20 protein-coding genes, 1 tRNA gene and 2 pseudogenes are annotated in these 26,088 nt (G+C 36.6%); 13 read left to right on the top strand and 10 right to left on the bottom strand.

Going from position 1 to position 26,088, the window contains the following annotated elements; genetic code table 11:
* Nucleotides 1–28: 28 nt before the first annotated feature.
* Nucleotides 29–838: an inositol monophosphatase family protein gene (locus ACICP9_RS01200; RefSeq protein ID WP_395498182.1), complete on the bottom strand. Its 810-nt coding sequence runs from the start codon at nt 836–838 to the stop codon at nt 29–31.
* A 251-nt stretch (nt 839–1,089) separates the two neighbouring features.
* Between ACICP9_RS01200 and ACICP9_RS01205 the strand changes: the two genes are divergently transcribed.
* Nucleotides 1,090–1,812: an RNA methyltransferase gene (locus tag ACICP9_RS01205; RefSeq protein WP_395498184.1), complete on the top strand. Its 723-nt coding sequence runs from the start codon at nt 1,090–1,092 to the stop codon at nt 1,810–1,812.
* A gap of 13 nt (nt 1,813–1,825) precedes the next feature.
* Nucleotides 1,826–2,977, top strand: coding sequence for a tRNA guanosine(34) transglycosylase Tgt (gene tgt, locus ACICP9_RS01210; protein ID WP_395498186.1), 1,152 nt, complete (start codon nt 1,826–1,828; stop codon nt 2,975–2,977).
* Nucleotides 2,978–3,109: 132 nt separating this feature from the next.
* Here tgt and ACICP9_RS01215 read toward each other — a convergent pair whose 3' ends face one another.
* Entirely contained in the window at nt 3,110–3,277 is a 168-nt protein-coding gene (locus ACICP9_RS01215; protein WP_071662040.1) for a DUF1328 family protein, read from the bottom strand.
* Nucleotides 3,278–3,409: 132 nt separating this feature from the next.
* Here ACICP9_RS01215 and acs point away from each other — a divergent pair, with 132 nt between their 5' ends.
* The 3 genes from acs to ACICP9_RS01230 are packed head-to-tail and all read left to right on the top strand — an operon-like array spanning nt 3,410 to nt 6,868.
* Nucleotides 3,410–5,413 carry an acetate--CoA ligase gene (acs, locus tag ACICP9_RS01220; protein WP_395498188.1) on the top strand — a complete coding sequence of 668 codons (2,004 nt, stop codon included), beginning with the start codon at nt 3,410–3,412 and terminating at the stop codon, nt 5,411–5,413.
* A complete protein-coding gene (gene kdsB / locus ACICP9_RS01225; RefSeq protein WP_395498190.1) occupies nt 5,403–6,218 on the top strand; it encodes a 3-deoxy-manno-octulosonate cytidylyltransferase in 816 nt (271 codons plus the stop codon). Before acs ends, kdsB begins: the two co-directional genes overlap by 11 nt.
* Nucleotides 6,215–6,868, top strand: a complete 654-nt coding sequence (locus ACICP9_RS01230) for a histidine phosphatase family protein (protein ID WP_395498192.1) — start codon at nt 6,215–6,217, stop codon at nt 6,866–6,868. The genes kdsB and ACICP9_RS01230 overlap by 4 nt, the downstream gene beginning before the upstream one ends.
* An 18-nt stretch (nt 6,869–6,886) precedes the next feature.
* On the opposite strand, the gene ACICP9_RS01235 is transcribed toward ACICP9_RS01230, so the two are convergent.
* The 3 genes from ACICP9_RS01235 to ACICP9_RS01245 all read right to left on the bottom strand — a co-directional run bounded on the left by ACICP9_RS01235 (nt 6,887) and on the right by ACICP9_RS01245 (nt 10,038).
* Nucleotides 6,887–7,516, bottom strand: a complete 630-nt coding sequence (locus ACICP9_RS01235) for a M15 family metallopeptidase (RefSeq protein WP_395498194.1) — start codon at nt 7,514–7,516, stop codon at nt 6,887–6,889.
* 114 nt (nt 7,517–7,630) lie between these two features.
* On the bottom strand, nt 7,631–9,718 hold the full coding sequence (locus ACICP9_RS01240; RefSeq protein WP_395498196.1) for a catalase: 2,088 nt from the start codon (nt 9,716–9,718) through the stop codon (nt 7,631–7,633).
* 146 nt (nt 9,719–9,864) lie between these two features.
* Nucleotides 9,865–10,038, bottom strand: coding sequence for a hypothetical protein (locus tag ACICP9_RS01245; protein ID WP_395498198.1), 174 nt, complete (start codon nt 10,036–10,038; stop codon nt 9,865–9,867).
* Between the two features lie 730 nt (nt 10,039–10,768).
* Here ACICP9_RS01245 and ACICP9_RS01250 point away from each other — a divergent pair.
* The 6 genes and pseudogenes from ACICP9_RS01250 to ACICP9_RS01275 all read left to right on the top strand — a co-directional run bounded on the left by ACICP9_RS01250 (nt 10,769) and on the right by ACICP9_RS01275 (nt 19,083).
* On the top strand, nt 10,769–12,769 hold the full coding sequence (locus ACICP9_RS01250) for a hypothetical protein (protein ID WP_395498200.1): 2,001 nt from the start codon (nt 10,769–10,771) through the stop codon (nt 12,767–12,769).
* A complete protein-coding gene (locus ACICP9_RS01255; protein ID WP_395498202.1) occupies nt 12,763–14,376 on the top strand; it encodes a hypothetical protein in 1,614 nt (537 codons plus the stop codon). The genes ACICP9_RS01250 and ACICP9_RS01255 overlap by 7 nt, the downstream gene beginning before the upstream one ends.
* Nucleotides 14,377–15,161: 785 nt before the next feature.
* Nucleotides 15,162–15,941 carry a hypothetical protein gene (locus ACICP9_RS01260; RefSeq protein ID WP_395498204.1) on the top strand — a complete coding sequence of 260 codons (780 nt, stop codon included), beginning with the start codon at nt 15,162–15,164 and terminating at the stop codon, nt 15,939–15,941.
* 48 nt (nt 15,942–15,989) lie between these two features.
* Nucleotides 15,990–17,954 (top strand): alkyl/aryl-sulfatase, encoded by a 1,965-nt coding sequence (locus ACICP9_RS01265; RefSeq protein ID WP_395498206.1) that lies wholly within the window; start codon nt 15,990–15,992, stop codon nt 17,952–17,954.
* Between the two features lie 743 nt (nt 17,955–18,697).
* A pseudogene (locus tag ACICP9_RS01270) lies at nt 18,698–18,942 on the top strand (tyrosine-type recombinase/integrase); the annotation flags it as partial.
* A 64-nt stretch (nt 18,943–19,006) separates the two neighbouring features.
* A tRNA-Ile gene (locus ACICP9_RS01275) sits at nt 19,007–19,083 on the top strand.
* Between the two features lie 63 nt (nt 19,084–19,146).
* Here the strand turns inward: ACICP9_RS01275 and ACICP9_RS01280 are convergent.
* Nucleotides 19,147–19,280: pseudogene (locus tag ACICP9_RS01280) on the bottom strand (transposase); the annotation flags it as partial.
* A gap of 41 nt (nt 19,281–19,321) precedes the next feature.
* Nucleotides 19,322–20,188, bottom strand: a complete 867-nt coding sequence (locus ACICP9_RS01285) for a hypothetical protein (RefSeq protein WP_395498208.1) — start codon at nt 20,186–20,188, stop codon at nt 19,322–19,324.
* A 235-nt stretch (nt 20,189–20,423) separates the two neighbouring features.
* Here ACICP9_RS01285 and ACICP9_RS01290 point away from each other — a divergent pair, with 235 nt between their 5' ends.
* Both ACICP9_RS01290 and ACICP9_RS01295 read left to right on the top strand, forming a co-directional pair.
* Nucleotides 20,424–20,663: a hypothetical protein gene (locus ACICP9_RS01290; protein WP_395498210.1), complete on the top strand. Its 240-nt coding sequence runs from the start codon at nt 20,424–20,426 to the stop codon at nt 20,661–20,663.
* A 35-nt stretch (nt 20,664–20,698) separates the two neighbouring features.
* On the top strand, nt 20,699–20,887 hold the full coding sequence (locus ACICP9_RS01295; protein ID WP_395498212.1) for a hypothetical protein: 189 nt from the start codon (nt 20,699–20,701) through the stop codon (nt 20,885–20,887).
* Between the two features lie 262 nt (nt 20,888–21,149).
* Here the strand turns inward: ACICP9_RS01295 and ACICP9_RS01300 are convergent, their stop codons facing one another.
* From ACICP9_RS01300 to gstA, 3 genes are all read right to left on the bottom strand, one after another.
* Nucleotides 21,150–23,483 carry an ankyrin repeat domain-containing protein gene (locus ACICP9_RS01300; RefSeq protein ID WP_395498214.1) on the bottom strand — a complete coding sequence of 778 codons (2,334 nt, stop codon included), beginning with the start codon at nt 23,481–23,483 and terminating at the stop codon, nt 21,150–21,152.
* A 271-nt stretch (nt 23,484–23,754) separates the two neighbouring features.
* Nucleotides 23,755–25,086, bottom strand: a complete 1,332-nt coding sequence (locus tag ACICP9_RS01305; RefSeq protein ID WP_395498216.1) for a hypothetical protein — start codon at nt 25,084–25,086, stop codon at nt 23,755–23,757.
* 252 nt (nt 25,087–25,338) lie between these two features.
* Nucleotides 25,339–25,950, bottom strand: coding sequence for a glutathione transferase GstA (gene gstA / locus ACICP9_RS01310; RefSeq protein ID WP_395498218.1), 612 nt, complete (start codon nt 25,948–25,950; stop codon nt 25,339–25,341).
* Between the last annotated feature and the right edge of the window lie 138 nt (nt 25,951–26,088).

The following is a 26,088-nucleotide window of genomic DNA, read 5'->3' on the forward strand; positions in this document are numbered from 1 at the left end:
CACCATAAGTTCAGTTCAATGAGTAGGATTAAAGTTTTCGGCTAATGGCTTGTAGTAATAAAGGACAGAGTTTAGGATTGGCTACCATAATATGACCCGTGGTGAAATAATTTTCACCTCCTTTTATATCACACGCTATTCCACCAGCTTCTTGAACCAGTAAAATACCTGCTGCCATATCCCACGGAGCGAGTTCAAGTTCCAAAGCAGCATCTAAGCGTCCTGCAGCAACATAGGCTAAGTCCAGTGCAGCCGATCCCGTTCTACGTATGCCACTCGCTTGTGACATCATGGCGCGCAAAGCTTCTTTATTAATAGAAGCAGTCAGTGTGTTGAAACCGCGGCTAGGAATTGAAATTCCTATTAAGGATTCTGGAATACTTGAACGTGTGCTAACACGTAAACGACGCGTAAAGCGTTGTGTATTATCTAAATAAGCACCTTCCCCTCGTGTGGCAATAAAGGTTTCTTGACGTAAGGGGTCATAGATAAGGGCATGTTCAATGCGGTCTTTTTCGTTGTTTTTAATAGCAATTGAGATCGCAAAATGTGGAAAATCATGGACATAGTTACAGGTTCCGTCGAGCGGATCAATAATCCAAGTGTATTTATCACCGTTAATTGGCTCGCTTTCTTCAGCAAATATCCCATGATTTGGATAGGCTTCTTGGATAGTCGAGATAATAATTTTTTCCGCTTTTAAATCGATCTCAGTGACAACACCGCGGTTGTCTTGTTTTTGTTGCATACGAAGTCTGTCTAAACGGTGTAAACCGTCTAAAATAGTTTTACCTGCCAGACGAGCTGCGCGATCAGCGATATTTAAGAAAGGGTGCATGGATATTGACGATAAAGTGAAAACTAATATTATATTTTTAAAAGTTCCAGAATGATACCATAGCTTATGCCTCTAAAATATCTTTAGAAGCTCACTTCATGCTTTGACTACAAATTCTCCTGAAAGTAATTGGGGCCTGATTTGACGCCACCAACCCTTTGTGTGAAGCTAGATTGTTAAATAATAAATAATTTTAAACTTTTCGGCCGAATAGGTAAGGGGTTAGTCGAAAGGTTTATAGGTAAAAACTCATGTCTCTTTCACAGATTCGGATCGTACTCGTCAATACAACCGATCCCGGCAATATTGGAGCGACAGCCCGTGCGATGAAAACCATGGGCTTAAAACAGCTTTATCTGGTTGGACCAAAGTCTTTTCCACATGTGAGTGCATCAGTGCGTGCGAGTCATGCGATTGACGTGTTGGGGGAAGCGACAGTTGTCGATCATTTAGGGAAAGCCATTCAGGATTGCCATTTAGTCTTTGGGACCAGTACGCGTATCCGCGAACTCAATTGGGTTTCTTTAACAGCCCGAGCTGCCGCTGAAAAAATAGTGATTAAACCGAAGCAAAAAGTAGCGCTAGTATTTGGGCAAGAACGATGTGGTCTTACTAACAAAGAATTACAATTATGTCATTTTCAAATTAATATTCCTGCAAACCCAAATTATAGCTCCTTAAACTTAGCGGCCGCAGTTCAAATTGTCTGTTATGAGTTACGCATGGCTTTTTTACATGAAATTAAGTTTGAGGAAAAAGCTATTCCTCTGGCAGATGTCAAACAGCAAGAATATTTTTACCAACATTTACATGATCTACTCAATAAAATTGGATTTTTAAAACCGATGCGTAGCCAACAAATTATGGATAGATTACGCCGCTTATTTAGCCGAGCTGAATTAGATGTCAATGAAGTGAAAATTTTACGAGGAATACTGAGCACTATTGAAAAAAAATTAGCTTCTCAGCCATAAGATGCGTCTATTTATGAATAATCAATTTAATTGCGAACTGCTCAAATCCAGCAAAAACTCACAGGCTAGAGTCACTAAAATAACGACAGCGCATGGCAGTCTGCTAACACCTGCTTTTATGCCAGTGGGAACACGCGCGGTTGTTAACCATATGATGCCCCAGGATCTGAGAGATGCGGGCTCGCAAATTATCTTAGGTGGCAATACCTATCATATGTTACTTAATCCTGGTATGGAAGTTATCTTAGCGAGCGGAGGAATGCATCGTTTAATGGCTTGGGATAAGCCTATGTTAACGGATAGTGGGGGTTTTCAAGTATTTAGCTTGTCGAAAAAATCTAAAATTTGTCATATTGATGCGAATGGAGCACATTTTAAACATCCCAATACAGGAAAAGTGATTCATTTGACACCCAAAAGCTCTATTGAGGCACAAAGAATTATTGGTGCGGATATCATCATGGCTTTTGATGAATGCACTCCTGAAAACGGCGGTAGAGACGCCGCGTTAGCAGCGATGGATCGTACACATCGTTGGTTATTAACTTCAAAAGAAACTTACTTGGCTTCAGATTCAGTTTATGGTCATCAACAAGCTATATTTGGAATTATTCAAGGGGGTAGTTTTAGGGATCTTCGTGAATTAAGCACACAATTTATTTTAGCAGCAGAACTGGATGGTATTGCAATCGGTGGAGAAGTCATTGGTTTTGATATGCAAAAAACGGTTGAAGTGATCGATTGGATTCGGCCTTTATTACCCGATAATAAGGTTCGTTATACGATGGGAGTAGGGCTTAATCCACAAGATTTGATTGATGTAGCCACCAAAGGAATTGATTTATTCGACTGTGTTGCACCAACACGCAATGCACGACATGGCGCACTTTATCACGGGAATGTTATCAAAAAAGATAACGGCTTAGAATTTGTCAGTGAAGAAAACCAATCCAGAATATTGATTAAAAAATCTATTTACGCAAAAGATGAAAACCCTATTTTAGCAGGGTGCTTATGCTATACTTGTCGACATTTTACTCGTGCCTATTTACATTTTTTATTTAAACAAGGATCGTCTCTTTATAACCAGCTGGCATGCATACATAACCTATACATCATGCACCATGTTTGCGAACAAATTCGACGCTTAATCTTTGATGAATAAGTGACAATAGACTCACAGCAATTGGATTTTGACAAGTGCCGCGAAGGGAATTGCAAGCTGATCGGCAATACAGACAAAAATTCAATTGTGCAGAGTATCGTTTTATTTTAATGGAATGCCAGCGATAATTTTTTATTGTTGTCGGCGAAATAACATCGTTACAAATGCAATGATCGCTAATATGATGAATATAAAAAAGATAATTTTTGCAACGCCAGCCGCTACGGCAAAAACACCAGTAAATCCAATAATGGCAGCAATGATAGCAATAGCTAGAAAGATAAATGCCCACGCTAACATAATACTTCTCCTCTACTTAAATTGGTTTAAGCCTTAAGGTTAGTTGATGAATCCAGTAGTCGCAAGTGACGATAGGTATTCTTAGAAAAGTGTCGTCATATTTTGGTCGTTTTGACAACAGGAGTATAAAATATGTCTATAAATGAATCGCAAACACGCGATACTCTCTTAAATGAAATCAAAATTTATCCCCCATCGAAAAACTTTTCCGATCATGCGCGGATTAACTCTATGGACCAATATGAAGAGATTTATCGCCACTCTATGGAACAGCCTGACCAATTTTGGGCACATATTGCGGGTGAATTACACTGGATGCAGACTTGGAAAAGTGTATTAACTTGGAAGGAACCATATGCAAAATGGTTTTTAGAAGGTAAAACCAACGTGTCATATAATTGTCTCGATCGCCATCTGCCGCATTATGCAGAAAAAACCGCATTGATTTGGCAGGGAGAGCCAGATGAGAAACGTCAATTGAGCTATAGGGAATTACTTGAGGCGGTTTGCCAATTTTCTAATGGATTAAAAAAATTAGGTATAAAAAAAGGTGATTGCATTACACTGTATATGCCTTTAATCCCGGAGCTTATTATTGCGGTCTTAGCTTGTGCGCGTTTAGGAAGCATTCATAATGTTGTATTTGGCGGTTATTCGGTACAAGCGCTAGAAAGCCGCATTCAAGATTCAAACTCTAAATTGGTTATTACTGCGGATGCTGCTTACCGACGCGGTAAGATTATCCCAATTAAACAAGTGATGGATGAAGCGTTATTAAGTTGCCCGTTAGTAGAAAAAGTTATTGTTTATCAAAGAACTCAGACTGAAATTCCGTTAAAAGCTCATCGCGATATTGGGTGGCATGATGTGATAGCAGAGGTTAGCGATTTTTGTCCTGCTGAGCCTATGGATAGTGAGGATACACTTTTTATTCTTTATACATCCGGTTCTACCGGAGAACCGAAGGGGATTTTTCATTCCACTGGCGGGTATATGGTAGGGGCTTATTATACTTCCAAAATAGTCTTCGATTTAAAACCAGAAGATGTTTACTGGTGTACTGCCGATGTGGGTTGGATCACAGGTCATACTTATGTTGTTTATGGTCCTTTGTTAAATGCAGCAACCGTATTTATCTATGAAGGAGCTCCTGATTGGCCTAAACCCGATCGTTTTTGGCAACTCATTGAAGAATACAAAGTCAATATCTTTTATACTGCACCCACGGCCATTCGTTCTTTTATGAAATGGGGTAATGAATGGGTTGATAAAAAAGATTTATCGAGTTTAAGACTGCTAGGCAGTGTGGGCGAGCCTTTAAATCCAGAGGCGTGGCTATGGTATTTTGAAAAAATTGGTAATAAGCAATGTCCTATTGTTGATACATGGTGGCAAACAGAAACAGGTGCCATTATGATCGCATCCATTCCTGGAGCGATACCGACTAAACCCGGTTCAGTGGCTAAACCTTTACCTGGCGTAGAAGTTGATATTGTGGACACGGCGACGGGACTCAGCGTTGAGCAGGGAAAAGGGGGGGCTTTGATTATTCGCCGTCCTTGGCCAAGTATGCTGCGCGGTATTTGGAATGATCCCAAAAGATATGAAGCACAATATTGGGGTAAAGTTCCCCATGCTTATTTCTCAGGTGATGGGGCACGTTTTGACACAGAAAATTATATTTGGATTATAGGACGTACGGATGATGTGATCAAAGTTTCTGGACATCGTTTAGGAACTGCAGAAATAGAAGCGGCTTTAGATAGCTATCCTGCAGTTGCAGAATCTGCCGTGGTGCCTATTCCAGATAAAATCACCGGTCAATCGATAGTGGCTTTTGTTGTGCTAAATAATGATGTAAAAAAGCCAACAGCTACATTAAAGGCCGATATTATTAACCAAGTTAGAGTGACTTTAGGTGCTATTGCGTTACCTAAGCGTTTAATTTTTACTGTGGCATTACCAAAAACCCGTTCGGGGAAAATTATGCGCCGCTTATTACAGGACATTGCGGTGAACCGTGAAATTGAGCAAGACACATCGACATTAGAAGATTTTTCAGTACTTAAACAGATTCAAGAACAACAAATGCAAGAACAACAAAACGGAGAGTCGAATAATCACTATGCAGAATAAAAATGTTATCATTATTCCCGCACGTTATGCTTCCAGCCGATTCCCAGGAAAGCCATTAACGTTGATTAAGGGCCATAGTTTAATTTATCGAGTTTGGTCTATTGCTAAAACTATTAAGAGTGTTGATGAAGTCTATATTGCAACCGATCATGCGGATATCCAAAGACACGCTATCAATTTTGGCGCTAAAGTATTGATGACGGCCGAACAGAATAATGGCACGGAACGTAGTTTTTTTGCACTTTCTTTGTTAGAAAATAAACCGAATATTATTTTAAATTTGCAGGGAGATGCAGTGTTAACGCCGCCCTGGGTTCTACAAGCACTAATCGATGCCATGATCGCTAACGTTAAGCTCGAAATAACAACGCCGGCAACACTAATTAATGCAGATCAATACGCTGTTATGCAAAAGGCCAAATTAAACGGTGAAGTGGGAGGTACGATGGTTGTTTTTGATAAAGATTTAAACGCTTTGTATTTTTCTAAGAGCATGATTCCTTATTTAAGAGATACACAGATGGGTTCCCCTCCACTTTATCGACATATCGGCCTGTATGCCTATCGTTATTCGGCATTAGAAAAATATATCGCTTTACCACCCACCCCATTAGAAAAATTAGAAGGACTCGAACAATTACGCGTATTGGAAAATGGTCAATCGATTCGAGTGGTGTTAGTAGATTATAAAGGGCATACGCATGCTTCGATTGATAGTCCCGAAGACGTTATTCGGGTTGAGCGTTTGATAGAAGCAGAAGGAGAGTTAGTCGTTTTAAAGTCAATGAAAGATAGGCCAATATGAACGTTATTTTTTCTCGTCACGGTAATACTTTTTCTGCAAACGATGCGGTGGTATGGGTCGGTGCAACACAAGATTTACCTTTAGTGGATTCAGGTCGCTTACAAGCTAAATGTTTGGCACAAGCATTACAAAAAATTGATATACACCCTAAAGCCGTGTATTGCGGACCTTTAAAAAGAACACAGGATTATGCAGTGATTGTGTTAGAAGAATTACATTCTACGTTGAAGCCCACCATAGATACTCGTTTAAACGAGATTGATTATGGTAATTGGGCGGGTCTGAGTAATACCCAAATTCAGGAAATAGGTGAGGGTCAAGAATTGTCTGCTTGGGAAAATTTAAGTGTTTGGCCAAAAATTGCGGGTTGGTCAGGATCCCCAGCCCATATGGCCAAAGAAGTTAAAGAGTTTAGCAATGATTTAGTGACTCAATATGATCCGACAGATACTATTTTAGTGATTACCAGTAATGGTCGGCTACGTTATTTTTTAAAACTTATTCCTGGTTTATTTGAACAGCAGGTGCAGAATAAAGCATTTAAAGTAGCCACCGGTAATATTTGTTTATTCACTTATGAGCATAAATGGCAAATGAAGTTTTGGAATAAAAAACCTGAATATCTTTTGCCATTTAAAAATGAAAACTAAAATAATTGACTCATTATCTTATTCAACTAAAAAATTAAAATACGTATTTTTATAAGGTTCATTTTGCAGCGTAAAATGCCACCATTCGGTTTTTATTGGTCTAAAACCAGATTTTATCATTAATGAGCGTAGTAGCATCCGGTTTTGAAATTGTTCTTCCGTAATGTCACGATTATCAGGGTGGGATAATGGATCGAGGTAATCAAAAGGCGTGCCCATATCGAGTACTTGGTTGTTTTCAAGATTAATTATTGTTAGATCGACTGTGCTGCCGCGCGTATGGCCTGAGCGTCGTGCAATGTAATTGAATTTAAAAAGGTAGCTTTTATCAATATGCGGATAAAAGACATTTTTCATCTTTTGATCTCCAGTATTTTGACTCCATTGTATAAAATCATTAACTGCCATTTGCGGGCGATAGCCATCATAGACGAGTAGGCCTAAATTCTGTTTATTCAGTGCGGTTTGTACCTTCAATAAGGCATACGTAGCGGCACTTGTTAAAATGCAGACAGGCTTTTTATAGCCGCTAATTGGACGACCCACAAAATTATTATTGCCGAAATAACGGATATCTTGCTTAATGTTAGGAATAATCTCAGTGACATAAACAAAATTATCAGGTTTTTCTTCTGCAAAAACATCCATAACAATAAAAACTAGCAAGTAAATAAATAGACGGCACATTATAAAAACTATTTTACACATAAAAATAATCAATGATACGGAAATCTGTTGTGTTAATTAAAGCTGAATAAAAAATTACGCTTTATTACGTTCCCAATAACGCAGTTTTCTGCAAAGTTTTATGAATGCTTGGCAAGAATTTGCATTTTTTAAGGCCACAGTGCCTTGATCCGGTTTAAATTTCAATTCTTTAAATAGAAGAGCAGTTAATTCGGGTGTATAGGCGATTAGTTTACATTGATGAAAGCTCTCTTGCAGAAAAGTAAATAGTTTTAGTTTGTCACATTTAAGCAAATCTTTAGGTTTAGCAATAATTGCAATGGCATCATAACAAGCAGAAACAGCTGTTTCGAAGCTTTGTTGTGGTTTAAATTTCTTCTTATTTTTAAAATCTAAAATTTTAGGTGCAATTATTTCTAAAAAACCGCCTTCTTTTTTAATAAATTTTTCTAGATTAGCGGCTAAGGAAAGGTTACTCTTTTCAGTGAGTATTACCGCTAATTTTCTTCCCTTAAAAGTATTGGGAGGGTTTAATACGATACTTAATGAAGGTGCGCGCGATTGCTTTTTTTTCTTAATGCCAAATACCGGAGCAGGTTTTGGTATAGGAGATAAGCCCAAGAGATTAGCCACATTTTTAGCGAGTGCTATATCAATATTGAGTAAATGCGAAATAACACGGGCTTGAATAGTATGGGTATTGACTTTACTCAGTTCGAATGCTAAGGCTGATTGAATGTGTTGTTGCTCAACGGGAGTTTGGCTAATATAAAATAGGTTAGCTTGATTATAATAATCTGAAAAACTTTCCGCACGCAATCGCACTTTCTCGCCCGATTCCATGGCCGGAAAGGATTTAAACCCTTTTTTTAACAATTCACGTGGCCCTCCTGTTTTCCCCCACGAATTAGGTTCATAATTGGCTCTTCCAGATAGATTACGAAATGCCATATGTCCATCTTGTTGAAAGTTATGAAACGGGCACTTCGGCGCATTGATAGGAAGTTGAGCAAAGTTAGGACTTCCTAAACGTTTTACTTGCGTATCTAAATAAGAAAAATTACGACCTTGAAGTAATGGATCATTGCTGAAGTCTATTCCAGGGACAATATTTTGTGTGCAAAAAGCCACTTGCTCTGTTTCGGCAAAAAAATTATCCACGCAACGATTTAAGACGAGGCGGCCCACTTTTTTAATCGGAATTAATTCTTCTGGGATTAATTTAGTGGCATCTAAGATATCAAAATCAAATTTTTTAGCAGTTTTTTCATCAAAAAGTTGTATTCCTAACTCCCATTCCGGATATTGGCCCGATTGAATCGCATCCCATAGATCACGGCGATGAAAATCTGGGTCAGCTCCATTGAGTTTTACCGCTTCAGCCCAGGTGAGTGATTGCAAACCTAGTTTGGGTCGCCAATGAAATTTAACAAAGGTCGATTTTTGTTTAGCGTTAACCAGTCGGAAAGTGTGTACTCCAAAACCTTGCATGAAACGGAAGGAACGTGGGATAGCTCGGTCTGACATCACCCACATTACCATATGCATGCTCTCAGGATTCAGTGATATAAAATCCCAAAAATTATCATGCGCCGTTTGGGCTTGCGGAAAACCACTATCCGGCTCGTCTTTTGCCGCATGAATTAAATCGGGGAATTTTATCGCATCTTGAATAAAAAAAACGGGGATATTATTACCGACAATGTCCCAGTTTCCTGCTTTAGTATATAATTTAACGGCAAAACCTCGAACATCGCGCGCGAGATCGGCGGATCCTTTATTTCCCACGACCGTAGAAAAGCGCACAAAAGCGGGCGTTCTTTCTTTTTCTCGCTGAAATAAATCTGCACAAGTATATTCCGCTAGAGATCGATAATTTTCAAAATATCCATGCGCACCATAACCTCTGGCATGGACAACACGCTCAGGAATTCTTTCATGGTCAAAATGAAAAATTTTTTCACGAAAATGAAAGTCCTCCAGTAAGGTAGGGCCTTTTTCGCCTATGCGTAAAGAGTTTTGATCATCAGAAACTGCAGTGCCTTGAGCCGTAGTTAAAATAGGAATAGTGTGATTCGCCTGTTGGTGAGTTTCAACCCGCTTTTCTTTTTTCTTGGCGGATCTTGGTGTACGAATTTTTCTTCGTGCTTTTTTGATCATCATTCTTCCTTGAATAAATATAAAAAATTTTCTGGATTTGCTTATTTATAGCTATTTTGAATAAAAAAACTTTATTTCATCACCTTAGGAAATGCACTAAAAAATAATTATTTTCTGCGAATAGTTTTTAATTTTTTCTTATGAATAAACTATTCAGCTAGCATGAACCTACTTTTAATTGACCAATTATTAAGCTTTTTAAGTTCATCGACCGTATAAAATAGCGAATAATCTGAGCCAATGATATCCTTGCCCCATTGATCGTAATGGGCCATGTAACTCCCATTAGCGACTTCACTACCATCCGGTTTTTTGCAATGCACATAAATACCACATTTATTCCCTATAGCTTTTGTTCCTCATCCTGGAGAGCAGCTTTTATAGGCAGAAGAAGATTTCCAAACCGCTTGGCATTCCTCCGTCCTCACTGCAAAAGCGTTTGAACTTAAGATTAATAAACTTACTGTTAAGCCAGATAAGAAAAGTTTCATAGACATTCCTTGTATAAGTGATACGTATGTGATTATAGAAGAAATTTGTCAAGATCGGTTGGTTAGCGAATATATTTTTCAAGCGACAGATAAAATAAACTCTAAGCATAAAAATTACAAAAGGTTAGAGAAGAAATTGCTTGAGATTTGGTTGTGCGTACAAAATAGGCTCAAATTCTAAGAATGGATTCAAAACGAAATTGCTAATCGTGTTTAAATTAGCTACAATTCGGCTCCTTTCTTGTGAAGGGCCCATAGCTCAGTTGGTTGAAGAAGTGGACTCATAATCCGTCATTTAACCTAAATAATCAAACACTTGCGATACTTTGCAAACTTAATAAGCTACTGAAAACTACAGTAGTTTAAGTGTATTAAATCTCAGCTGGTACAATTTGGGTACATAGGTTTTTCTTTAAATTTCATAACCAATTAATTTAAATAAATTTATACTAAATGTATAATTTTAGATCTATTCAATATTAAAAATATAAATTATACTTTTTAAAAAAGTAAAAAATGTAATAAAACACGTAAAGAGAATTAACAACAAAAGGACTTAATAATGCCCCTATTCAGTGAAGCACTCGATCGATTTAGGAAAAATGGTTGTTTTCATTTAAATGATACTCACATGCATTTAAGACAACTTGAATCCCTTGTAAACTATATAAGAGATAATTTTTTAAGAATTTCTAAATTACCTTCTCGTCAATTTCATTTAAACCAAGTTGAGTTAATCCCGTATTATACATCGGAAATAGTTGAACCTGGCGAGCCACCAGAAAGTCTTTACAACATACGGATTGCGACAGCCGAAAGCTTTTTACTGACAATATTAAATTTTTCCCAAATATGGGATAGCATCCAATTAAATAGAGTTTATTCTTGTTTAAATGAAAAAATTATACCTTTAAACCCAAATTTTTTTACTGGATTTAAAAGTTATTCAGATATTTTAGTAAAATTAACAATAAAAACGGCAATGTTAACGCAAGAATCGTTCATTAAGATATTAAATCTACTTCCTGCGCTAGAATTTTTAAGCTTAGAACTAGATTGGTCATCTAATCGTTATGAGTGGAAACAGCTAAGCCATGTATTTATCGAACATTCGAATTTGAAATACTTAGATTTTGGAACGACACCACTTGATACAGAGGCTTATTCTGCTTTATCAGAATTGCTGGATAAAAATTACCGCATAAAGGAAATTAATCTACCAGAGCCTGTGGATAATTGGGCATTGATGGAAATTTATAATCAGATCAATCAGCGCTTATCGGAGCCTTGCTGGATACGATTTAAAAAAGAACAATTATCACAAGAGAGGCTACTGGATGTAGCACTCGAAGCTTTAGCCGAGGTCAATGAAGTTAGAGTTATACAACAAAAAAGAAACTTAGATTATGGAGAAGAAGGGCATAAATCGAGATTTAATACATGTTTTGAATTTTTGTTAAGCAGTCAAAGAGAGTTGGCACTATTAAATTGTGAAAAAGAAATGTGGCTAGAGGAAATCTATGTATTCCCGAAGGTCTATGGAGATTATAGTGCTTACGTGAAAGAATATTCTGCCTTATTTCAATTGCATTTGGATACATTCATTTCAACGCAAGGAAAAACAGTGGGTTATCTTTTACTTGAAAAGGCATTGGAAACAAAAAATGCAAAAGCCATAGAGGCTTTACTTAAAGCTAACGTGAACTTATTTGAAATACCCCCTAATAAAGAACCTTTTTTAAAGAGAGCGCTACAAGGGAGGAGACGCTGCGCTATAAAGAAACTATTGTTTGCTCACATTAGAAAAAATTCGAGTTTGATGGAGTTAGTCGTAGGGCATTTCAGTGAACACTCGGCGCTGCATGATGTTTTGAAGGAACTGATAGACCACCTCAGTCAATATGGGGATATATTAATCCATAAAAATGATTTGCCAGGCTTCCTATCCTTTACAAAAGATATCATCAATCTATGCCGAAAAATGTTTGATCTTAAACCTCCTTCCGAGAAAAGAGGTGAAGAATACGCAGGATTTCAGCTGGGTCTCTATGAAAGTATACAAGTAGCTACCGTGAATGGACAAGAAAGACCTAACCCTGATTCCTTGTCTCATATGCAGAAAATTGTGCGCGAAATGATAGAGAGGTCCTCAAGCGCGTTACTAGGTTTTGCTAATGGATCCGAACTACATATCCCAATACAGATTATATTAAAGAAACTGGATATAGAATTAGGAAAGATCACTGGAATAACAAATGATCCTATAGAACAGGCCAAGATCATAGCAGAACAGCGTAATGATCTAGCGAAAAAGAGTAATGCTCTTCAGGAAAAAGACGCGACTATAAATAACCTTATAGAAGGGATGGAGAGAGAGAAAGAGAAGACGGAATTGAAGCTTATGGAGAAGGACGATCAAATTGAAAAGCTAAATAATTTACTGGAGCAAAGTAGAATGATGAATCGGAATACCCTGCCGGAAGAAAGACCGAGAAGCAATGCTTATTTTTTTCTGGATGGTAGTGTCATTGAGTCAGAATGTTACTCAAGGAGAGCATGTTAAATAGCTTATTGCAGGGTATAGGGCAGCGCCTGGCGAAAAAACCTTTTACCTGGATGTCATGGTGGCGTGATAAAAGATGGAGTTCGGTCTTTTTAATTACTCCGACATTAAGTGAAGAATCCCCTCTGTGGAAGCGAGATGAGGCGAGCTTAAGTAGTCTGCGGTTCTTTGGTTTAGAACCGCAAGCACTACACGCTGAGCTTCAACATTATTGGAAAAAACCCTTTTGGCAACGGTGGTGGTTGAGTTTATTTACTTCGATTAATAATAAGCGCAAGGTCTATGCTTATTATCAACGCTGTCTTGCTTTTGCTGAAGTGGAGAAACAACATGGCCATACAGGTTCTATTGCTAAAAGCAGTGGACAAGAACGAGCTATCTTTTTAGATCTGTTGGCTTGGTTTGATCGAGATATAAAGCAATGTGAGAAGAGGTTAGAACAACATGCGGGTGATTTAAATTGGTTACAAAATCGATTTACATCGATATTAAGTCAATACGAACAAAAAACAGAGCAAAGACTTTTAAAGTGTATGGACAAAAAATTAAAAAAGTTACCGGCGGTACGAAGTCGAATAAAAAAGGAATCTCAAGAGTTGGTTAAGCTTATGCGTGATTATTTACTATCAGGGTCATTCTTTCCCGAACAAACTAGCGCTAACAACGATGGGGTAGCAGAGCCTAGTGCTGTATCGGATAGCCAGGAACTGGTTCACGTAGGCCTTGCGGCCGGCACAAGAAATACGCGGACGATACCTTCTATTGGAACAGATCTAGGTAATATGAGAGTGCTAGGTGATTGGGTTAGCTTGCAACGAGAGGCGATAACAAGCTTATTAGAGAAAGAAAGGTATACGGAGATAAAAATATTATTAGAACAAAGTCTCAATAATATAAGAGATATGATAACTCCGCAGATAGAGGATTATCAACAACTGATCAAGCAAGCCCGGCAAGGTAAAGTTGAGTGCGAGGAAGCCATAAAATGCTCAGAAGATCTACAACTCCGCTTAATAAGCGTCTTTCGAAATAGTGTCTTGTTGTTTCATCCTGACCAATCAAAGGGAAACAATAATTTAATCCGAATCCGAACGGAGTTATGCAAAGAATTCAATCAACTCTCAGAGAATTCACGGAAAACGCTGATAGAAGGTTTAGAGACACTGAAGAATTGTATTCCCAAGCGGGGATCAAGGTGCCTAAATATTTGGGACGAAATGAAACGTGATCGCGAAGAATTACAACGTAATCGTGAAGAAACCAAAGCCAAGGTTGAAAAAGCGATAAAAAATCATGAAAGATTTATGGCAAAGCTAGAAAAAAATAGTGAAGAAACCAAAGCTAAGGTTGAAAAAGCGATAAAAAATCATGAAATATTTATGGCAAAGCTAGACACAAAGCGAGCACCGCAAGAACAAGAGGGAGTGCAAGAGAAAGTGGAGTGGTGGGATACGAAAATTGCAAGAATGAAAGAAAAAATTGAAAGATTAAGCGATTTGTGGACAGAAAATATGACAATGCATCACTCGTCAGAAGAAGCGATGTCTTCGCAAGATCAAGAAAGACCTGGAACTAGCACCCATTTTTTTACCCGGCCCGCTCCATGATGAAGATGATTTGAGTCTGGAGGAGAAGAGATTAAGCAACAGCTTATAATACGGGGATTATTTCTTATAGTTTTTGAGCAGTTTAAAAAATTTGTTGTGTCACCTTGGATGCGTTTTTTTGTAGATTTGAATGCAATAATGGCATCATGCTTACTAAGCGTGGGCTGAGTTTAAAGAAATCATAAAAAAATTTGGAAAAAGAAAAAGTGAAGATCAACATAACGCGGCATTTTGAAGTTGTTGACTATTAGAAACTTTTTAGCTGACACTAATATACTTCCGGAAAATATTTAAAAACAATTTGATTTTTCTGCTTTAACTTTAAATCTGCAGTTAACGCAAGTATTTCTACATAACTTGTACACACAGAGTTTGAAGATACTTTGATAGTCTTATTTCCTGAGGATTCTGCAAAGAATTTTGCATCTTCCCTTCGGTAAAAGTTACTCGATTCTCTGTATAACACGATGGATAACCTAGTTGTTAATCCTATTCTTTGAGATACTCGAGAAGACTTAACTAATAAACACGTTGGCTTAATGACATTTAAATGGTCATTACCTAATTATTATAAAATCGCTAAAATTGAAATTGTCCGTGTGTTTAATAGATATAGAGATATCTTGAACATCCGCTGGATTTTCATTAATATTCCGCTTGTATTAGTTAAATATACTACTCAATTTTTTGAGATAGGCTATATTAATCAATATCAATCTCCAGCTCAATTAAAATAAAATCAGATCAATGATCTATATTTTTTTATTAATTATGAGTGCTTAACCTTGATTAAATTTTTATGTAGAAAAATAACCTTATTTTTTCTCTTATTAACAAATACTGCTTATGCTGTGCAAACCGATAATCCAGGTTCTGATTTTGTTCAAGCCAACAATCCGATTGCTAACATTAAAGCATTTAATATTCAAAATTATTACTATCCTGACATTTCTGGATTTCACAGTAATGGAGATACATTTTGGTTACGTTATGCACAACCGGTTAAAAAATTTTTAATTAGGGCTTCTATGCCAATTGAAAATTTTCCCACAAATTTCGCTCATCCTACAGGCACAGGTGATTTTAATATTTTCGCTGCATATTTATTGGACACAGGAAACCCATCGATAAGTTTTGGTTTAGGGCCCTTGATAGTAGCACCCACAGCGAGTCCTAGTACTTTAGGTGCCAGTAAATGGCAAGGAGGATTAGCTATAGTTTACTTTAATGGCAATTCAAAAAAAATTCAATTTGGTGGCCTAATGACTTATCAAGTAGATTTTTCTGGGAACCAAAAAAGAGAACACACAAGCATTCTTGCCATACAACCTTTTGTATTTTACCAATTAGGCAAAGGCTACTATTTAAGAACGGCTCCGATTTGGACTTTCAACTTTGTTTCAAATAGCCATGTTGTCCCATTAAGCCTTGGCCTTGGAAAAATCAACAAGGTTGGAAAGATCGTCTATAATTTTTTTATTGAACCGCAATTTTCAATTTCACATAATGGAGTGGGGCAACCGTTAATACAAATTTATACGGCATTAAATTTACAATTTCTCTGATAAAAGAGCAATTTCTTAACTCAGCATTTTGTATTGAGGAACATCTCTATGATTCGTAAAGTAATTATTTATAGTTTATTGTTTTTTACTTTTAGCATCCATGCAGATGAATTAACTCCTAAAGCAGCTACTCAATTTACCAAAACAATCAATCAATCTTTTTTAGATAAACTTCCTTTTAACAACAAAAAAGATTTTGAAGATGCCAAGAAAAATTTCATTGGAAATGTTCCAAATTTTGAAATCAAGGATTCTGACGGCCGAATCATTTGGTCAATGAAAAATTACGCATTTTTACTGTCTGCACCACAAGTCCCTTCTACTGTTAATCCAAGCCTCTGGCGTATATCGAAACTCAACATGAATTATGGCCTTTACCAAGTTAAAGACAATATATATCAGGTGAGAGGATATGATCTCTCAAACATGAGCATCATAGAAGGTAATAAAGGAATTATAATCATTGATCCGCTTATAACTAGACAAACTGCAAAAGCCGGGCTCGAATTGTATTATCAATACCGACCTAAAAAACCAGTTGTTGCAGTTATTTACACACATAGCCATGCGGACCACTATGGAGGCGTAAGCGGCATAACCACGCCTGAAGATGTTGCAAATGGCAAAGTAAAAATAGTTGCACCGCAAGGTTTCTTGGAAGCCGCGGTGAGTGAAAATGTTTATGCTGGAAATGCGATGAGTCGACGTGCAACTTATATGTATGGCCCACTATTACCTAAAAGTGAAAAAGGTCAAGTAGGTTGCGCTTTGGGTACAACCTCGTCTCTAGGTGATGTAACCTTAATTCCACCTACAGATACAATTACTAAGACTGGCGAAAAACGTATCATTGACGGTGTAGAAATGATTTTTCAAATGGCACCTAATGCTGAAGCCCCTGCCGAAATGATTATTTATTTTCCGAAACAGCGCGCATTATGCACAGCAGACGTCGCTATTCCAACAATGCATAATCTTTATACTTTGCGGGGAGCACAAGTCAGAGATGCCGTTGCTTGGTGGAAGACTTTAAATACCGCCATTGAAATGTTTGGAATCCAAACAGATGTCGTATTTGGTCAACATGCTTGGCCGAAGTGGGGCAGCACAAATATTGTGAATTTTTTAAGCAAACAAAGGGATCTTTATAAATATATTCATGATCAGACACTGCATATGATGAATCAAGGCTATACTATGACAGAAATCGCTAATAGTCTGAAGTTACCTAAATCTTTATCTGATGAATGGTACAACCGTGGCTATTATGGCTCAGTAAGCCATAATGCCAAGGCAGTCTTTCAACGTTATTTAGGTTGGTATGATTCAAATCCTGCACATCTTAATCAATTACCCCCCGTAGAAGTCGGTAAATTGTATGTTGAATTTATGGGAGGAGAGGATGCAGTTATTCATAAAGCGCGAGAATATTATAGCAAAGGACAATACCGGTGGGTTGCCGAAGTCATGAATCATGTTGTTTTTGCAAATCCAAGTAATATGACAGCACGTGAATTAGAAGCCGATGCATTTGAACAATTGGGTTATCAAACCGAAAATGCAACATGGCGTAATGAATACTTAATGGGTGCTTACGAACTTCGTCATGGTGTTCCTCATGTTCAGACAACTGAGACAGCTAGCGCAGATACACTACGCGCGATGCCGTTAGAAATGTACCTGGATTACATGGGTATCAGACTCAATAGCCAAAAAGCCGAAGGTAAAAAAATTCGAATTAACCTTAATTTAATCGATAAAAAACAATCCTATGCATTAGAAATGGAAAATTCAGTTTTAATCTATACACAGAATAAAAAATTTAAAGATGCTGATGCAACTTTAAATCTTACTAGAAACATTTTTGATGAACTGACATTAAAACAAAAAAATGTTATGCAAGCTATTTCAGAAGGTGACATTAAATTAGAAGGCAACAAGCAAAAGCTTGATGAATTTATGAGTTTATTTGATACTTTTGCTCCGATGTTTAACATCATCACGCCAAATTAAATAGCTAGTGCTTGAAGTTGAAAAATAGTGGCTAAAAAACTTCAAACGAAGACCAATGCCAGTTTTTTTGTTCTTAGTTAGCCACAGAATTATTAGTCATCATAATATTTGATAACAATATTTTTTGCTGTGGGATTGACTCATCATTATTAGCCTTTGAAACTTGTTCAGCATAATCTGAAAAAGTCATCTACCTCTCCGAAAGATTGATGTTGGGATTTAAAAGATAATTAATCAACAAACCGGTTGGCACAGTTTCTGTCGGGGTAGCTTCAAGATCATCTTCCGCTTTTTGTTTCCAGACATTTAGTAATTTATTTACCGATATAAAAACAGAGGACTTAGAAGATTAGCAGCCAGTAAAAAGATTTCCGCAGGTAAGCCAGGAAAGTATTGGTGTTTTTTAGAAGAGGATTTTGTTAATTATCTTCGTTCGCTTTACGATGAACCCTGCAAAGTATCACAGGGTGTCTCTAACAATAGGAGAGAAAAAATAGGGCACTCTGTAAAAGAAACAATATCTGGTGGATCAGATTTTCACACGATGAAAAAAAAGTACAGCGTTCTACTGGGACTTCAAACAAGCAAGAAGCATAGGAACTGCATGATCGATTAAAAGCGGATGTTTGGCGGCAATGTCAGTTAGTGAAAAGCCAGAGCGCCTATGGCAAGAAGCTGCCTTAAGATGATTAAGGGAATCCATTCATAAACGTAGCCTTAAGGATGATAAGTGTCAGCTAAAGCAATGCAATACGAAGGCATGGCGTAATGCACTTAACAGAGCGGGGATTGATAATTTCCGTTGGCATGATTTACGTCATACTTGGCATCTTGGCATGTGCAAAATGGGACTTCTTTGTATGAGGTGCAGAAAATGGGGGAATGGTCATCATTGGACATGGTAGAGCGTTATGCTCATCTAAGTAGCGATCATCTCCAGAATGCAGCAGAACGTGTAGCTGGTACAAAACTGGTACATGCTTCATAATAGACTCAAAACGAAATTGCTAATCGTGTTTAAATTAGCTACAATTCGGCTCCTTTCTTGTGAAGGGCCCATAGCTCAGTTGGTTAGAGCAGCGGACTCATAATCCGTTGGTCCTAGGTTCAAGTCCTAGTGGGCCCACCAGTATAATCAAACACTGACACTACTTTCAAATGTTTTTAGGTCTTTCCCACTTTAGGGGGCAAATTAAGCACATAGAACTTTAACTCTTAAGCGGTAGTTTTCAAAATTTTTAAAGCCATAAGCGCGACGTTGAATCAATTTCATTTTACGAGATGAAACCCTTTTGTTATTCCATTGCTTTTACTAAATCGCCACATTTAAACCTCGCCCAGGAAGTCGCTAAAATAAAGTTTGAATATTAACATTTAAAGCTTACATAAGGAGAATCTTTATAATTCTTCAAACTATTAATAAGTGCTTTTTTAGTCATAGGAGAAAGTTTTAAATTAGGGATTTTTTTGAAAATATTATGGCTATTGATAGCTATCGGAATATTATGATAAGTTCTTAAGTTCTGTGATAGCTGTTTTTTATTTTTGCTTAAAATATTGTAAAATTCTTTATAATTGTTTTCGTTCAGGACTTTTTCTAATAATTGTTTATGCGTAATAAAGTCCTTTTTAGTTTTAATTTCAGTATTTTCTAAAAGAATTTCATATAAATCAGTTAATTTTACATCAAAATAATCGGAATTTTCTAATACCAGTTCAAAAAGATCTGACCTCAAAAACCAATCTATATTATCAATCGAAATAGATTTAGAAGAAGTCATTTTCTTTAGTTCTTCTAGATTATCAAAATAAACGTCAAAAAAATCGTCGAGATCAGGCTGGTTTTCGTTGCCAGAGATTCCCAATTCTTTTAAATCTTTCTCCACAAGAGCTAGTGAAAAAAGCATGTTACGACGCTGTTTCAAAACTATTTCTTCAGTCTGAGAATAATTTATTTTCGAAGGTGCCAAAAGAATTTTTTCAATGACTTCAAAATTATGAATTTTATTGACAAGTGCTTTCAAGAATTCTGGATCACCATCAAGCTCAAATTGCCGATAAAATAGATTGCTCTTTAATGCGCTAATAATTTCTGGAAAAGATTCAGAAGAAACAGGATAGTTAAATATTTTTTTAAGGTTTTCAAATGCCTTGAATAATTCCTGTTTATTTGGAAAATCTCCAAATGAAAGCAATTTTAGTACCTCATCAAGTCGTATCATTATATCTGTCATAGAAAAACTACCCTTTTCAATAGATTTCCATAATATAGCTATTTATTCTTAAAACTTTATTAACCGATTCATTCCCATAGGATGTAAATTGTCTTGTTTTTCGTGATAATTATAATGATCTATCGACTTAAGCTTCAGTAAAACTTCTTTTCGATTCTTAAGTTGATGGGTCTTATCAGTCCTTTCCTTGGCCAACCTGATAAATAAAGTTCTTTTTGTTTATCAGGTTGTTTTTATGTCTGAAATTAATTTAGAAACCGCGATGTGGGGGTCAATGCCGGATGAAGAAAAGTATGCTTTAGCGATTTTCTTTTCTGATCCGAGAGTATTGCACATCCTCATGCCCGTTTTTCGGCAAAATCAGGGTGGTTTATTTTACAAATTACTTCAATGGCATAAATCATGCGTATCGTTATTTACAATCTTAAAACTAATTCGGCTTAGATTTGGCGTATTGAAAGTGTGGACAGTTTAAAAGATTAAAAAGGTCAGCGGTATATCACTGATGAGATGATCGAAGAAGATCGTAAAGCCGGTATGCCTGAGTTTTTAATTCAGCAAGAATATTACTCTGTCATTACCGTACAGCATGAACGATTATATTTTTCTAGAGAAATACAAAATCTCGAAGAAAATAAACGAATTATCTCTCTGAACTTATTTTACCCAATACCTTGGTTTATGGCTTTTACGATTTAGACCTAAAGGATTTGGCTGCGGTTATTTTGTTTCAGTTCGATCATAGAAAATTAAAGAAGCCAGGATTGTTGGAGGGCATAGAATGATCCAATGGAATGGAGTTGACTGCTGTTGTAATCTAAGCAAGTCCATTGTTTTTTCTATTCGTTCTTCCCTCTTTGCGTTGCTTTGTTCAAACTCAACCCTATCTTGTGTTCGTGTCGCCGCCTATAGATTGATTCCTTGTAAACCCTTTTGCTTTGGTTTAATCGACTTTTTGGGTTTATGAGTTTTTGAAAGAAGAAGGCACATTAACTGCTTCAGTAAGTACTCCTAGCTCTTTAGTCTCCAAGTGCTCTAAGATCTCTCTTGCGACATTTTCATTTAGCTGTACCGTTTGATTTCTGTTCTGTTTAAAGGCCGAAGAAAACATATTATATTTAAGGCATGAATTGGATAGAAGTGAGTCTATCGTTTCATTTCTTTCTTTTTTATGCAAATAAATCTCTTCTAATTTTTTTTTCAACCCGTCCGTATAGTCAGGAAATAGCTGTTCTCTCAAAAACTCTAGATCTCTATTCTTAATAGATCTCGCTAAAATATCGGTATCTTTTTCGGTTAAATCGTAGAAAGAGAATCTTAGTTTTTTTATTTTTTTTATGGCTTCAATTTTACTTAATGTATCCCAAACAGCGGATAATTTTTCATTTTGTTGTATGAAGCGGGGTGTTTCTTCGTCTATATTTTGAAGCATTGCACTATAAATCAGTAATTCTACTATCTCTCTATGACCTTCTAAATGTGCACGGCAGAGTGGTGTTCTACCGCTATTGCTAGCGGCACCAACATTAGCTCCATAGTTTATAAGACGTTTTACTATTTTAGGATTACCTTTTTTAGACGCATGATAAAGGGGTGTCCTTCCGCTATTACTTGCTAAATTAACTTTTGCCCCCTTATTTGTTAATAGATTAACTACTTCGGTTTGATCGTTTGAACAGGCGCTATAGAGGAATGTTACTCCACGACTATCAGGTAAATTAACGTTAGCCCCTGCATCTGCAAGTAATCTTACAATTTCAGTATGGCTTTCTGAACAAGCCCAATATAATGGCGTTGCTCCATAATTGTTAATTGCATTAACGTTAGCGTCATTTTCAATAAGTAGTTTTACTATTTCAGTATGACCTTCTGAACAGGCCAAACCCAATGGTGTTCCATCACTCTCATTATCTAAATTAACCTCAACTCTATGCTTTATGAGCAATTTTACTACCTCATAATTACCTTTTGAACATGACAAGAACAATAAGTTTTCTTTACTTTCGCGAGTAGTCGCTTTATTTTCTAAAAATAACTCTACTATTTCATTATGACCTTTAAAATACGCACAATACAGCGGTGTTCTATCAGGTTGGTCAGCTAGGTTAATGTCAGCGCCATTTTCTATCAGTAATTTTACTATTTCTGTGTAGCCCTTTTTAGAGGCTTGATAGAGGGGTGTTGTTTTTTCATTGCTACTGAGTAAATTTACAATTGCCCCATTTTCTATCAGTAATTTTACTATTTCGGTGTGGCCTTTTGAACACGCGGCGTACAGTAATGTTTCCCCATAGTCAACCACATCAACAATAGCTCCATTTTCTATCAGTAATTTTACTATTTCGGTGTGGCCTTTTGAACACGCGGCGTACAGTAATGTTTCCCCATAGTCAACCACATCAACAATAGCTCCATTTTCTATCAGTAATTTTACTGTTTCAGTATGACCTGTTGAACACGCCCAGGTTAGAGGTGTTCCGAGAATATTATTTTCTGGATTAAGGTTAACTCCATGCGTTATAAATAACTTTACGATCTCAGTTTTACCTGTTAAGCAGGATGTGTAGAATAGTCCTTCTTTACTCTTGCTAGAAGTAGTTTCATTTTTTATAAATAACTCTATTATCTCATTATGGCCTTTAAAATACGCACAATCCAGTGGTGTTGCGCCATTTTGGTCAGCTAGATTAACGTCAGCTCCATTTTCTATCAGTAATTTTACTATTTCGGAGTGACCTTTTTTAGAGGCTTGATAGAGGGGTGTTGTTTTTTCATTGTTACTCGCTAAATCAAGAATAGCCCCATGGTTTATAAGTTTCTTTACTATCTCAGTATGGCCTTTACAACATGCGGCATATAGAGGTGTTTCTCCATTATGGGGGTTAACTAAATTAACGTTAGCTCCATTCTTTATAAGTCGCTTTACTATCTCAGTATGGCCTTTACAACATGCGGCATATAGAGGTGTTTCTCCATTATGGGGGTTAACTAAATTAACGTTAGCTCCATTCTTTATAAGTCGCTTTACTATCTCAGTATGGCCTTTACAACATGCGGCATATAGAGGTGTTTCTCCATTATGGGGGTTAACTAAATTAACGTTAGCTCCATTCTTTATAAGTCGCTTTACTTTGTTAACATGCCCTTTATAGGACGCGGCATACAATGCTTCTTCATCATTACTAACTAGATTAACGTTATGATTAAGGTTAGTTCGTCTAAGTAATTCTAACAGTTCTAGTGGAACAGTGTGCGACTCTAATACTGGATTAGAAAGTTTGGGCGGCCATGGCATATAGGAAACTCCTTATTATTTTTAGGGCTTTAATTATCTACTAATAATTAACAGTATAACACGTTATCCTTAATGTTAATTTTCGAGGTAAAGTATTTGTACTTATTGGTAATAATCATATAACTACCTATTTTTTCTTGCGACCTCGCGATGGTTCGTGCAGGTTTTGACGGGTGTCTAAGTTTATACGTAAAAAACCTGCACTGAACCGAACCAATCAACTTAAAAAATAATAATTTATTGTTAGTTTATATTGAGTTCTATTCTGTTATTAGCTTGAGGAGGTGAATGTTGTCACCGAACTAGGAAGTAAATGAGTATTGAATTTTCCACCAACAAGATGAATCGCTTCTCCTGCTTGCCAACGAACCCCTAATTCAGTTGGAGTAGTATAGGGTGTTAGTGTTTGTATCGACAAAGGTGCTTGTTCCAAATGTATTGAAGCAGGAACTTGATCATCACTCGCATTAATTATTACAATGCTTAAATGATCGGTATCAGTCGCTTTAAAAGCAGATACATAAAGACTAGAAGCAAGTGCAGCACTATTCGTTGTGATACGACGATAGCCTTCTTTGACATATCTCGAATAATTGCCCATAACATCATAGACTTTAGTTAGCTGATAATTACCTACTCCATTGGAAGAAATTAACGCTTCATTATTATTTCCTCTTATCATACCTAGCCAAAAAATAAAGGCATTAACCTCTTTGACAGCTAAAAATTTATGCAAACAAATAGCTGCTTGCAAACCTAATGTCATACTGGGGTCAAACGGTGTCGTTGCACAAGATTCAGTAATCCAAGCGGATTGATACCCTGAGGGTAATTGGCCAAGCGGATTGGTATCGTAACTGACTGTGCCTTTAAGACTGGGTATTGAATAAGCATGACTCGCTAAGATATCCACATTTTTTTTATCTTTCATAAACCAAGAGACTAAATTGAGTGTGATGCTATTGAATCCCCAATTAGCGGATTCTCCTACCATAATTTTTGTATCTAGATTGCGTTGTTGAAAAATGGGTTTCATATATTTTTCTACAAAAGAAGCGGTATCCGAAGGAAGCCAAAGACAAACATCCCATGGCGAGATAATGTTTTCGGGTTCATTTTGTGGTGACATGGCAAAAATGGGAATGCCTGCTGTCTGATAGGCTTCGATATAATCAGCTAAAAAATTAGCAAATTCTGCATAATAATCTTTGGATAATTTTTTTAAAGCCGTTTTCATGTAGTAGGGTGGGCTCCACACACTGGGAACTATTTTTATATGAGGATACTGTTGTTTGACAGTTTTCAATATCCAAAGTTGGGAGCGACGTTCGACTTCCGCTTGATCAGGATTATCAAAATAAGGGTCATTGGGAGGAATATCTAAATTAGCATCCATGTTGAAATTTCTTTCACCGGGTTGCGTTGAAAAGTTTGGGTGAACTTCTGTTCTCACAATAGAAAATTGCAAGTCCTGGAACAAAGCTTTCATGATGTCATCACGTCTAGCATCTCGAAAAAAAGGTATTTCTCGTCCACCAAAGCAACCAAATCCTTCAATTACTTGCTGTGTTTCTAAGTATTTAATTTGTATATTTTGTGTCATGTCTAACTCCATTTTTATATTAATTTAGTAAAAATTTATTATACTTATTATTATAAAAAAAGTTGCTTACATTATCTTGTATTTATAAAAAAAATTAATTCTCTTCTTGAGTATTGAAAGACTAGAAAAAAGTTTTTATAGATAGAATTTTACAAAGATTAGGCATTGCATTTGGATCATTTTTGTAAATAGCTAGAGAGATAGCTCTTTAGTATTAACAAGATCGCTATTTGATTTGTTAAAGTTATCTATTTATTGTTTATTTATATTTTCTGCGGCTAGTGCAGCTTGTACCGACGGTCGTTTTGCAATGCGATCGAAATAAATCATTAAGTGTTTATATTGATTGAGATCAAATTTCATGGCAAATGCCCAACGTAAAATAGTAAATAGATAAGCATCCGCTACAGTAAAATGGTTTCCTTGCAGGTATTCGTCCTTTTTTAAAACTTCATCTAAATAGTTGAATTGTGCCTTCAGTTTTTCTCGTAGGATTGCCTTATATTTCTCTGGTGTTTTCGAGTTAAACAGAGGACTAAAGCTTTTATGGAGCTCGGAAGAAATATAGGTAAGCCATGCGATGGTTTGATAACGTGATAAGTTATCAGTAGGCGCAATCAGATGGGAGTGTGGCATCTTATCTGCCAGATATAACACGATGGCGACACCTTCAGTCAGCAAGTTGCCATCGTCTAATAATAGTGCGGGAACTTGTCCTTTGGGATTGATGGTTAGATAATTTTTCCCAGATTCCGTCTTTTTTTGCATTAAATCCACTTTTTCTAACGTAAATGCTTGTTTTGTTTCTCGTAACACGATGTGAGGGGATAGCGAACAAGCGCCGGGACTATAGAATAGTTTCATTTCGAGCTCCTTTAAATAATCAATTATTGACAATCATTTTCATTACACACGGATCTAATTTTGAAATTATCTATTTATTTTTATTTTTTTATAGAGGTCGAGTCAATTTTTTTGTATTTTTTAAAAAATTTAAATCTT

Origin of the sequence: Rickettsiella endosymbiont of Litargus connexus (genome assembly GCF_964277335.1) — a bacterium.
GTDB lineage: Bacteria > Pseudomonadota > Gammaproteobacteria > Diplorickettsiales > Diplorickettsiaceae > Aquirickettsiella > Aquirickettsiella isopodorum.

Coding starts and splice junctions, on each gene's coding strand:
- ACICP9_RS01200 (WP_395498182.1), bottom strand. CDS start 838: ATGCACCCTTTCTTAAATATCGCTGATCGCGCAGCTCGTCTGGCAGGT.
- ACICP9_RS01205 (WP_395498184.1), top strand. CDS start 1,090: ATGTCTCTTTCACAGATTCGGATCGTACTCGTCAATACAACCGATCCC.
- tgt (WP_395498186.1), top strand. CDS start 1,826: ATGAATAATCAATTTAATTGCGAACTGCTCAAATCCAGCAAAAACTCA.
- ACICP9_RS01215 (WP_071662040.1), bottom strand. CDS start 3,277: ATGTTAGCGTGGGCATTTATCTTTCTAGCTATTGCTATCATTGCTGCC.
- acs (WP_395498188.1), top strand. CDS start 3,410: ATGTCTATAAATGAATCGCAAACACGCGATACTCTCTTAAATGAAATC.
- kdsB (WP_395498190.1), top strand. CDS start 5,403: ATGCAGAATAAAAATGTTATCATTATTCCCGCACGTTATGCTTCCAGC.
- ACICP9_RS01230 (WP_395498192.1), top strand. CDS start 6,215: ATGAACGTTATTTTTTCTCGTCACGGTAATACTTTTTCTGCAAACGAT.
- ACICP9_RS01235 (WP_395498194.1), bottom strand. CDS start 7,516: ATGGATGTTTTTGCAGAAGAAAAACCTGATAATTTTGTTTATGTCACT.
- ACICP9_RS01240 (WP_395498196.1), bottom strand. CDS start 9,718: ATGATGATCAAAAAAGCACGAAGAAAAATTCGTACACCAAGATCCGCC.
- ACICP9_RS01250 (WP_395498200.1), top strand. CDS start 10,769: ATGCCCCTATTCAGTGAAGCACTCGATCGATTTAGGAAAAATGGTTGT.
- ACICP9_RS01255 (WP_395498202.1), top strand. CDS start 12,763: ATGTTAAATAGCTTATTGCAGGGTATAGGGCAGCGCCTGGCGAAAAAA.
- ACICP9_RS01265 (WP_395498206.1), top strand. CDS start 15,990: ATGATTCGTAAAGTAATTATTTATAGTTTATTGTTTTTTACTTTTAGC.
- ACICP9_RS01285 (WP_395498208.1), bottom strand. CDS start 20,188: ATGACAGATATAATGATACGACTTGATGAGGTACTAAAATTGCTTTCA.
- ACICP9_RS01290 (WP_395498210.1), top strand. CDS start 20,424: ATGTCTGAAATTAATTTAGAAACCGCGATGTGGGGGTCAATGCCGGAT.
- ACICP9_RS01295 (WP_395498212.1), top strand. CDS start 20,699: ATGATCGAAGAAGATCGTAAAGCCGGTATGCCTGAGTTTTTAATTCAG.
- ACICP9_RS01300 (WP_395498214.1), bottom strand. CDS start 23,483: ATGCCATGGCCGCCCAAACTTTCTAATCCAGTATTAGAGTCGCACACT.
- ACICP9_RS01305 (WP_395498216.1), bottom strand. CDS start 25,086: ATGACACAAAATATACAAATTAAATACTTAGAAACACAGCAAGTAATT.
- gstA (WP_395498218.1), bottom strand. CDS start 25,950: ATGAAACTATTCTATAGTCCCGGCGCTTGTTCGCTATCCCCTCACATC.